The organism is Allokutzneria sp. NRRL B-24872 (assembly GCF_002155965.1).
GTDB lineage: Bacteria > Actinomycetota > Actinomycetes > Mycobacteriales > Pseudonocardiaceae > Allokutzneria.
This window is the reverse complement of record NZ_MUMH01000102.1, coordinates 38,370-48,559: the sequence shown is the minus strand read 5'-3', so window position 1 is coordinate 48,559 and position 10,190 is coordinate 38,370. Positions and strand designations below refer to the sequence as shown.

Here is a 10,190-nt window from a genome sequence, read left to right as displayed (position 1 = left end):
CGGTTCTGGGAGAACAACCCCGGAACCAAGACACTCTTCTTGTGGGGACCGAAGGCCGGTATGGCTGGTGGTCTCGATGAGGGTGAGGCTTGGTTCGGTGTGGTTGTGAATTCCATAGTGTTTCGGTGGTTATGGCGGAGGGGAAACGCCCGGTCCCATTCCGAACCCGGAAGCTAAGCCCTCCAGCGCCGATGGTACTGCACTCGTGAGGGTGTGGGAGAGTAGGACGCCGCCGAACAATCTTTCCGATGGGGGAGACCGATTTATTCGGTCTCCCCCATCGGCATGTCTGGGGTAGGAAATGCGCATGGAGCTGCGCACGCACACCGACCTCGCCGGGTTCTGGGACGTCGCCCAGTCGCTGTACCTCGCGGACCCGGCCGCTCACACCATCCCGCTCGCGGCCGTCGTGCCGAGGCTGGGGACTCCGTACCAGGACGATGTCGGTCCGCTGATCACCGTTCACGAGGACGGTGTCCTCACCGGAGCTGTGTTCCGCACCCCGCCCTATCCGCTCGGACTGAGCGGGCTGAGCGGCCTGCGCACGTCCGCGATGAGGGCTGTTGCCGCCGAGGTGCTCGCGCTGGCGCCGGACCTGGACACGATCAACGGCCCCGTCGAGGTCGCTGAAGCGTTCGCGAACGCCTGGCAGGAGCTGACGGGGCGGCCGTGGCGGCTGGAGCGGGGCGAAAGGCTCTATCGGCTGGCCACGCTGGTGCCGCCGGACGTGCGAGGCACGGCCAGGGTGCTGACGGAAGCCGATGTTGAGCTGGTTTCGTTGTGGCGCAAGGATTTCTCACGTGTGCTGGGCGTTGAGCTGGACATCGACGCCGCTGAAGCCGGACTCAGGCAGGCCCTTGAGATGGGAACCACGGTCCTGCTCTGGGAGGTCGACGGGAAGCCCGTGTCCTGCGCCCAGGCCAGCGGGGTGGTGAGCGGGATGAGCAGGGTGAGCTTCGTCTACACACCCCCCGAGCAGCGCGGCAACGGCTACGGCTCCGCTGTCACGGCGGCGATGTCGCGCTGGGCGGGCGAGGCGGGGGCCGACTGTGTGGTTCTTTTCACTGTCATCGACAATCCTGTGTCCAACGCCATCTACCAGCGCATTGGTTATCAACCCGTGCACGACACCGCGAATGTCCTTTTGGGACAAGGGAACTAGGCTCTAGGCATGTCCACGCCCGATCCCGCCAGCGGAGCGCCCGAACCGGCGCGCTCGACCAGACTCCTGGTCGTGCAGCTGTGCCGGACGAACCCACCCGGCACGCTCGCCGACTGGCTCCTCGGCGCCGGCGCGGAGCTCGACGTCGTCCTGGCGCCGGAGCAGCCGCTGCCCGCCACGCTCGACGGTTACCAGGGCGTGGTCTGCCTCGGCGGCGACGCGAGCGCGCTGGACGAGCTGCGCCACCCGTGGCTGGCCTCGGTGCGCAAGCTCCTGGCCGACGCGGTCACGCGGAACCTGCCGACCCTGGCGATCTGCCTCGGCGCGCAGCTGCTGGCCATGGCCACCGGCGGGATCGTGCGGCCGATGGAGGACGGGCCCGAGGTCGGCGGCAGGCTGGTCGCCAAGCGCGACTCGGTCGGCACCGACCCGCTCTTCGCGGATCTGCCGTGGACGCCGGACGTCCTGCAGTTCCACAACGACGAGATCAGCAGCCTCCCCGCGGGGGCGCAGCTGCTCGCGTCCTCGCCGCGCTGCCAGAACCAGGCCTTCCTGGTGGGCAGCTGCGGCTACGGCGTGCAGTTCCACATCGAGACCACCACCGAGATGGTGCTGGACTGGGCGGCGGCCGATCCGGACGCTGCCCGGCTGGCCCCGCGCGGCGGTTTCACCAGGGAAGGGCTCGACCAGCTCCACCAGGACCTGGTGGAAACGTGGGAGCCCTTCGCGCAACGGTTCGTTCGACTGGCCCAGGAAGGCCCGCGTCCCGCCGGAAGTCTGGGCCGCACCCTTCCTTTGGTGTGATTTGTGTCCGTTGTCCATAGCCAGGCGCAGGTGACACCCGAGTGGGCGCGAACGCGCCCACCTCGGCCCGGTAGCGTCTTGTCCGACGATGTCAGCACTGCCGGAGGATCAGTGTGGATGCCTCTCTACTCGTAATCGTTGTCGTCCTCACGGCGCTCGCCTTCGACTTCACCAACGGCTTCCACGACACCGCCAACGCGATGGCGACCTCCATCGCGACCGGCGCGCTGCGACCGCGGACCGCGGTCGCCCTGTCGGCGGTGCTGAACCTGGTCGGGGCGTTCCTCTCGGTCGAGGTGGCCAAGACCATCTCCGGCGGGATCGTCGACGAGGCGCTGATCGATCCGGCCATCATCTTCGGCGGCCTCATAGGCGCGATCATGTGGAACCTGGTGACCTGGTACTTCGGGCTGCCGTCGAGTTCCTCGCACGCGCTGTTCGGCGGGCTGATCGGCGCCACCTGGGTCGCGTCGGGGATGGACGCGGTGCACTTCGCCAAGGTCGCCGAGAAGGTGCTGGTGCCCGCCGTGGCCGCGCCGCTGGTCGCGGGGATCATCGCCGGGCTGGCGACGTTCCTGACCTACCGGCTCACCAGGAACACCACCTCCCCCGAGGTGGTCGGCACCGGGTTCAAGATCGGCCAGGTCATCTCGGCCTCGCTGGTCTCGCTCGCGCACGGCACCAACGACGCCCAGAAGACGATGGGCATCATCACGCTGACCCTGATCACCGCGGGATCGCTGCCCGCCGGTTCCGGCCCGCCGGTCTGGGTGATCGTCAGCGCCGGTGTGGCGATCGCGCTGGGCACCTACCTCGGCGGCGGCCGGATCACCCAGACCCTGGGCAAGGGGCTGACGACGATCGAGTCGCCGCAGGGCTTCGCCGCCCAGACCAGCGCCGCCACGGTGATCCTCGCGTCCTCGCACGTCGGGTTCGCCCTGTCGACCACGCACGTGGCCTCGGGCGGCGTGATGGGCTCCGGCCTCGGCCGCAAGGGCGCCAAGATCCGCTGGGGCGTCGCGGGCCGGATGGCCGCCGGGTGGCTGCTCACGCTGCCCGCCGCCGGGGTGGTCGGCGCGCTGGCCGGGGAGATCGCCTCCTTCGGCACCGTCGGCGTGATCATCGTGGCGCTGGCCGGGATCGGCGTCTCCATCGGCCTGTACCTCGCCGCGCGCCGCAAGCCCATCCACCCGGAGCACGTCGTCGACGAGATCGCCGGCGAGACCGGTCCGCACGCCGCTCGCGCGGCCGCCTGATCCGCCCAGCAGGACGGGGAGAACCGTGAACATCAACTGGGCCGGACTGGCCGAGGTCTTCGTGGCCAGCCTGGCCGCGGTGCTCGTGCTCGTGGTGCTCTACGTCGCGGGCATCCGCGGCGTGGTCAGCAGGGGCGAGGCCAAGGCGAAGGGCGGCTCGGGTGCCGGGGGCACCACCGCGGCGGCGTTCGCGTTCGCGGGCTGCGTCGCGGTCGTGCTCTACGGCCTGTACGTCATCGTCCTGGGGTAGTGACCGTTACCGTTGTGCTCGATGAGCAATCGAGCACACGCGGCGACGTCGCCGGCGCGGTTCGGACTGACCGAGCAGCGAGCCGAGGAACTGCTCCGCGGGTTCGGCTGGTGGCTGGCGGGCGGACCCGCCGAGCACGCGGCCGACCTGCTCGGAGCGCTGTCGCGCAGTCCTGACCCGGACCTGGCGCTGCGCGGGCTCGACCGGCTGCACGACGCGCTCGGCGCGGACTGGGCCGAGTTGGAGCGGGCGGTCACGACGGAGGCCGGGCTGCGCGGGCGATTGCTCGGAGTGCTGGGGGCCTCGACGGCGCTCACCGACTTCCTCGCTGCCAACCCGGACCTGTGGCGGGAGCTGGACGGGCGGATGCCCACGGAGCTGCCGGGCCAGGACGACCTGATCGCGGATCTGCTCACAGCGGTCGGCGCCGATCCGGCGGTGGGGAACCCGGGGACCCCTGAGGGCACCGTGGCGACTTTGCCCAGTGCTGAGGCGGTTCGCGTGCTCAAGTCGCGTTACCGCGTGTGGTTGCTGCGCATCGCCGCCGCCGACTTGGCGCACGTCGTGGAGACCTCGCTTCCGATTCCCGAATACGAGGCCGTCACCGCGTGTCTGTCGGACCTCGCGGTGGCCGCTTTGCAAGCAGCGCTCGCGATCGGAGCCGCTGAGGTCGGTCCGCTGCGGTGCGGGCTGGCGGTGATCGCCATGGGCAAGTGCGGCGCGCGTGAGCTCAATTACGTCAGTGATGTTGATGTTGTTTTTGTTGCTGAACCCGATTCGGAACTCGGTCCGGCCACCCGGCTCGCGAGCGCGATGATGCGGATCGCCGGTGCCGCGTGCTTCGAGGTCGACGCGGCGCTGCGGCCGGAGGGCAAAGCGGGCGCGCTCGTCAGGACGTTGGAGGGCCACCTCGCGTACTACAAGCGGTGGGCCAGGACGTGGGAGTTCCAGGCGCTGCTGAAGGCGCGCCCGGTCGCCGGGGACCTTGTGCTCGGCCAGCGGCACGTCGACGCGGTCCGGCCGATGGTGTGGACGGCGGCCGACCGCGACGACTTCGTCGCCGACGTGCAGGCGATGCGGCGGCGGGTCGAGGAGCACGTGCCGGTCGGGCTCGGCGAGCGCGAGCTGAAGCTCGGCCGCGGCGGGCTGCGCGATGTCGAGTTCGCGGTGCAGCTGCTCCAGATGGTGCACGGTCGCACGGACGAGGACCTGCGCGAACAGTCCACTGTGGACGCGTTGGCGGCGCTGGGCGCTGGCGGGTACGTGGGGCGCGCCGACGTGGCGGAGCTGAGCGATTCCTACCGGTTCCTGCGGCTGCTCGAACACCGCTTGCAGCTCCAGCGGCTGCGCAGGACCCACCTGTTCCCCGCCGACGACGACCGCGCCGCGTTGCGTTGGCTGGCAAGGGCTTCCGGTATCCGGGCGGATGGCAAGCGGAGCAGCGGCGAAGTGCTCGTCGCCGAGTTCCGCAGGCACGCCAACAGGGTTCGGCGGCTGCACGAGAAGCTGTTCTACCGGCCGCTGCTCGAAGCCGTGGCGCGGGTGCCGACGCAGGAGCTGCGGCTGACGCCGAAGGCGGCCGGTCAGCGGCTCGCGGCGCTCGGCTACACCTCGCCGGAGGGGGCGCTGCGGCACATCCAGGCGCTCACCGAGGGCATGACCCGGCGCGCGGCGATCCAGGGCGCGCTGCTGCCGGTGCTGCTGGATCTCCTTGCCAGCACACCAGATCCGGACGGTGGGCTGCTCGCGTATCGGCGCGTGTCGGAGGCGTTGGCGAACACGCCGTGGTACCTGCGGTTGCTGCGGGACGAGGGCGCGGTCGCGCAGCGGCTGGCCACGTTGCTCGGCACGGCGAAGGTCATCCCGGACCTGTTAGTGCGCGCGCCCGAGGTGCTGCGGCTGCTCGCCGACACCAAGGAGCTGGCCCAGCGCGATCCGGCCGAGGTCGCGCAGTCCTTGCGCAGCGCGGTCGCCAGGCACTCCGACCCGGCCCAGGCGGTGATCGCGGCGCGGTCGTTCCGGCGGCACGAGCTGCTGCGCGTCGCGTGCGCGGATCTGCTTGGCCTGGTTGAACTTCCCGTCGTGTGCCAGGCGTTGAGCAGCGTGTGGTCGGCGGTGCTGGGCGCGGCCGTCGACGCGGCGGAGCGCGCGGTGTGCGCTGAGCGCGGTGAGCGCGCTGCCCGGCTCGCGGTGATCGGGATGGGGCGCCTCGGCGGGAACGAGCTGGGCTACGGCTCGGACGCGGACGTGCTCTTCGTGTGCGAGCGGTTGGACGGCTTCGACGACAGCGCCGCGGTGAAGTACGCCTCGGCCGTCGCGGAGCAGGTGCGGAAGCTGCTGAGCGCGCCGAGCCAGGACCCGGCGCTGCACGTGGACGCGGACCTCCGGCCGGAGGGACGGAACGGGCCGCTGGCGAGGACCTTGGAGTCCTACCGGTCGTACTACGCGCAGTGGGGCGAAACGTGGGAGTTCCAGGCACTGCTGCGGGCGCGCCCCGTCGCGGGCGATGCCGAGCTGGGCGAGCGGTTCCGGGAGATGATCGACCCGGTGCGCTATCCCGATGGCGGCCTGGACAACGCCGAGGTGGTGAAGATCCGGCGGATCAAGGCCAGGGTCGAGGCGGAGCGGATGCCCAAGGGGACCGATCCGAAGATGAACGCCAAGCTCGGCCGCGGCGGACTCTCCGATGTGGAGTGGACGTTGCAGCTGCTCCAGCTCCAGCACGCGCACCGCGTTCCCGAGCTGCGCACGACGTCCACTGTGGACGGTCTGGCGGCCGCAGGGGCGGCGGGGCTCATCGGGCCGGAGGACGTCGAAGTGCTTGACGCGGCGTGGAAACTCGCCACGCGCACGCGCAACGCCGTGACCCTGGTTCGCGGCAAGCCGACCGATCAGGTTCCCGCGCAGGGCCGGGAGCTGGCCGCGACCGTGCGGGCGCTGGGGTATCCGGCCTCGATGGACCCTGGCGAGTTCGCCGACACCTACCGGCGGACGACGCGACGCGCCAGGGTAGCGGTCGAGAAGTTGTTCTACGCGTGAAGAAGGGGCCGTTCCCGGCCCCTTCGCTCAGTCGTCGCGCGTCATTCGTCGTCCGAGGACTCCTCGTCGTCCTCGGAGTCGTCCTCGCTCTCGATCGGCGGGGCGTCGTAGACCTCGACCACCCACTCCTCGGCGAGCACCTCGGTGCCGTCCGGCTCGGTCTCGGGCGTGGTGCGGTTGTGCAGCCGCACCCCGAGGCTGAGCCGCTCGGTGGCCTCCAGCGCCTCGACGGCGTCGGCCAGGTTGTCGAAGTAGTGGGTGACGATCCTGGTGGGTTCCTCGTAGACCTCGGTCACGGGGCGGACAGTACCTCCTGGGCCGCTTCTCCACCGCGTGTGACCCGCCGCCGCACCAGCGGCAGCACGGCCAGCAGGACCGCCATCAGCGCGACCGAGGCGCCCGCCGACAGCAACAGGAACTCGGCCAGCGCGCCCTCGGCGAGGTAGCTGCCCAGTGCCAGCGCGACCAGGGCGCACACGCCGCGGTCGATGATCGACTCGATGGACAGCAGCGTGGCGCGGTAGGGCGTCGGCGGGATGGCGTCGTTGATCAGCTGTCGCTGGATCGGGAACGACAGGCCCATGGCCAGCGCGAACACGCACAGCGCCGCGATGGTGGCGACCCCGTTGCCCGGCACGGTCAGCGCCAGGGTGCCCGCCATGACGACCGTCAGCACGAACACCGCGCGGGAGTCGGTCAGGAAGCGGCGGATGATGCCGGGGCGCGCCGAGCCCAGCGCCTCGAAGACGCTCATGGCCGACATCACCATGCCGTGCGCGACCAGCGGGACGCTGTCGGCGGTGAGGATCGGCTGGAAGAGGTTCACCTGGCAGATCCGCCCGAGCGTGAAGACCGCGACGCCCTGCGCCATGAACAGCAGCAGCATCGGCGTGCGGCGCAACAGCCCCAGCGACTCGCGCACCGAGGTGATCACCGGAGCCCTGCTGATGCTCGATCCCGCAAGCGGATCTTCGGTCGGCTTGCGGACGCTGTCCGGCAGCGGCGGCAGGCGGTAGGCCATGACCACGGCCAGGACCGCGCTCACGGCGGTGAGCCAGTACGGCAGCGTCATCTCCCACTGCATGGCCAAGCCGACCAGCGGCCAGCCCACGACCTTGCCGACCAGGCTGTAGGAGCGCGCGCTGCCCTCGGCCTGCTTGTACTGCTCGCGCTCACCGTTGGCCGCCATGAACTCGTACAGGTAGGCGCTGGAGGCACCCGAGACCAGCGAGCGGGCGAGCGCGATCAGCAGGAAGTGCACCAGGAAGCCCCAGTACGAGGGCACCGACACCGGCATCACGTTGGACACCACCAGGACCGCGCCGCCCGCGAGCATGCAGCGGCGGTAGCCGATCCGGTCGGCGATCATCCCGGTCGGGATCTCCAGCAGGCAGAACGCCACGTAGTAGATGCTCTGGATGGCCAGGATGTCGGCCACGGAGATGCCCAGCTGGCGCTGGTACTCGAAGAAGATCGGGGTCCACAGCAGCAGCCCGAAGAACAGCTGGAACCCGATCATGAGCCGGATGACCGGCTGTGACGATGCTCGATCCCGCAAGCGGATCTTCGGCGACTTTGGCATCACGTACCTCAGTTCGCGTAGGGGCGCAGCTGCACGATGTGCACGCGCTCGGAGTCAGCGACCCACTCGATGTCCATCGGCGTGGCGAAGGTGTAGTCCGGCGAGAAGTGCGACTGCAGGAACCGGCCCGCGAGCGCCAAGTGCTGCAACAGGTTCCGGCTCCGCTCGTCCAGGTCCTCGGCCGCGTCGCCCAGCGAGACCGTCCGGCCGCCGCCCTCGATCGTGTTGTAGAGGTACTGCAACGGCACCGAGTCGCCGGAGACCACGTCGGCCACCGACTGCCGGGACACGTTGAGGTAGACGTTGCGGAAGTCCGCGCGGCTCATCGGGTTGCAGGTGACGAGAACTCCGCCCATGGGGGCCTGGACCTCCTCCTGCACGATCACGCCCATGTAGGAGTCGTCCTGCGAGATGCCCGCCTGCTGCCGCAACCGGACGCTGCGCGAGGAGAACAGCGACGCCCACACCCGCTTCACGCTGGTGAAGATCTCGTCGGCGGTGACGACGTGGTTGACCGACTCGTAGATGCCCGCCGCGGAGAACCCGGCCAGGTCCTCGGCGTTGGAGGAGCTGCGGATCACGAAGCGCCGCACCCCGCCGAGGTGGGCGAAGATCGCGCTGTCGATCTCCTGGCGGAGGTCCTCGGGCATCCTCGTCGCCTTGACCAGCCGCTGGAGCTCGATGCACAGCGGGTCGATCTCGCGGGCGCCCAGCTCCAAGGCCATCTTGAGCTTGCCGATGGCCTGCTGGATGCGCGGCGAGGACTCCAGGAACCGGCGCTGCACCGAGAACGGCACGGCGATTCCCCTGGGGATGCTCACGTGCTCGGAGAGCAGCCGCCACGCCGCCTGGTTGAGGTTCGCGCTCTCCGGGACGCCGAGCAGTTTCGCCGGGTACATCAGCAGGTTCGCCCTTGGCGGGCGCGGGACCTGGTAGAAGCCGAGCAGCCGCTCCGAGCCGTGCGCCAGGACGTGGCCCAGCTCGCCGAGGTTGGCGGCCTTGGTGCCGTAGCGGTGCCCGTCGCGCATGCGCAGCCGGTCCAGCGAGACGATCGGCGTCGCGTCGGTTTCCGGCTCCTCCAACGTGATCCGGGCGCTGCGCCACGCGGGCTCCGGCATGTCGGCCGGCTTTGCCGCGCGCTGGAGCACGATCTCGGTCGAGCTCGCGTCGACGCCGTACTCCACCCACTCGCCGTCCAGGCCGCGCTCGTCGATCAGCGCGAGCGCGCCGAGCTGCACGGCGTTGGGGATGCCCCACCCCGATGCGAGGACGTTGGTGTGCGACAGCGGCGTGGTCGGCTCGCTGTTGATCACTCCGGCCAGGCGGGGGATGTCGTCCGGGACCCGGTCCATCGCGATGATGTCGAACCACTCCAGCGACTCCGCGGCGGCGCGGTACTCGACCTGCGTGCGGAACGCGCGGAGCCGTCCCCGGGTGGTCCCGGTGTTCAGCGGCACGTAGCGGCTGTTCGCGAAGAGCTCGTGCGCCTGGATTCGGGGGAGTTCACCGGCGGGAATGTCGAGCAGGTGGCGCTCTTGGAGGTGCGAGGCGGGCTTGAAGACCAGCGGCAGCGCCGCGTCCACGTTGTCGCGGACGAACTCGAAGAAGAACTTGATCATTTCCGCCGGCATGGTGTCGACCTCGACGGTCTCCAGTGCGAGGAAACGCCCGCCGTCGCGGTCGTGCAACGAGAGAAGTCCGAGGCAGAAGCGCCGGTCCGGCTCGTGGTAAAAGGTCTGGTTGTACTCGTCGATGGTCCCGAGCATTTCGGCGTACGGGATTGTCAGAATGCACTCTGCGATGTACTCGGCGTGGAACTGGTGCTCACCGTTGTTGATGAAGTGGATGAGTCCCAGTTCGCGGTCCACCAGCAGCTTGACGAAGCGGTAGCCGGAGAGCGTCCCGGAGAGCTGGTCGAAGGCGGCGAGGGTGAGTCGTTCGCCGACCAGGGAATGTTTCGTGACGTCCGTCTCAACGGCACCGGTGTACAACTCGTCCTCTTTCCGCATTGTTTCCCCGCATGACATGCGAAAGATACTCGGGGGACGAGTTCGGGCAAAACTCTCGCGTGGAGAGGTAGGTCATATGATGCGTAGC

General features: G+C 69.7%; 8 protein-coding genes and 1 rRNA gene. 6 read left to right on the top strand and 3 right to left on the bottom strand.

The window, feature by feature from the left end; genetic code table 11:
• The first annotated feature begins 121 nt into the window (after positions 1–121).
• From rrf to CCN37_RS25060, 6 genes are all read left to right on the top strand, one after another.
• Positions 122–238 (top strand): 5S ribosomal RNA (gene rrf, locus CCN37_RS25085).
• A 69-nt stretch (positions 239–307) separates the two neighbouring features.
• Complete coding sequence (locus tag CCN37_RS40120) at positions 308–1,162, top strand: GNAT family N-acetyltransferase (protein ID WP_168200847.1); 855 nt, start codon at positions 308–310, stop codon at positions 1,160–1,162.
• A 9-nt stretch (positions 1,163–1,171) separates the two neighbouring features.
• A complete protein-coding gene (locus tag CCN37_RS25075; RefSeq protein WP_086825319.1) occupies positions 1,172–1,966 on the top strand; it encodes a type 1 glutamine amidotransferase in 795 nt (264 codons plus the stop codon).
• A 113-nt stretch (positions 1,967–2,079) separates the two neighbouring features.
• Positions 2,080–3,222 (top strand): inorganic phosphate transporter, encoded by a 1,143-nt coding sequence (locus CCN37_RS25070; protein WP_086825317.1) that lies wholly within the window; start codon positions 2,080–2,082, stop codon positions 3,220–3,222.
• 25 nt (positions 3,223–3,247) lie between these two features.
• Entirely contained in the window at positions 3,248–3,472 is a 225-nt protein-coding gene (locus tag CCN37_RS25065) for a hypothetical protein (protein ID WP_086825315.1), read from the top strand.
• Positions 3,473–3,493: 21 nt separating this feature from the next.
• A complete protein-coding gene (locus CCN37_RS25060; protein ID WP_086825313.1) occupies positions 3,494–6,511 on the top strand; it encodes a bifunctional [glutamine synthetase] adenylyltransferase/[glutamine synthetase]-adenylyl-L-tyrosine phosphorylase in 3,018 nt (1,005 codons plus the stop codon).
• Positions 6,512–6,552: 41 nt separating this feature from the next.
• On the opposite strand, the gene CCN37_RS25055 is transcribed toward CCN37_RS25060, so the two are convergent.
• Genes CCN37_RS25055 through CCN37_RS25045 form a run of 3 tightly spaced genes read right to left on the bottom strand, consistent with a single transcriptional unit; the run spans position 6,553 to position 10,102 of the window.
• Positions 6,553–6,807 (bottom strand): hypothetical protein, encoded by a 255-nt coding sequence (locus CCN37_RS25055; RefSeq protein ID WP_086825310.1) that lies wholly within the window; start codon positions 6,805–6,807, stop codon positions 6,553–6,555.
• Entirely contained in the window at positions 6,804–8,093 is a 1,290-nt protein-coding gene (locus CCN37_RS25050) for an MFS transporter (RefSeq protein ID WP_086825308.1), read from the bottom strand. Before CCN37_RS25050 ends, CCN37_RS25055 begins: the two co-directional genes overlap by 4 nt.
• Positions 8,094–8,101: 8 nt before the next feature.
• Positions 8,102–10,102, bottom strand: a complete 2,001-nt coding sequence (locus CCN37_RS25045; protein ID WP_086825306.1) for a PEP/pyruvate-binding domain-containing protein — start codon at positions 10,100–10,102, stop codon at positions 8,102–8,104.
• Positions 10,103–10,190 lie beyond the last annotated feature (88 nt).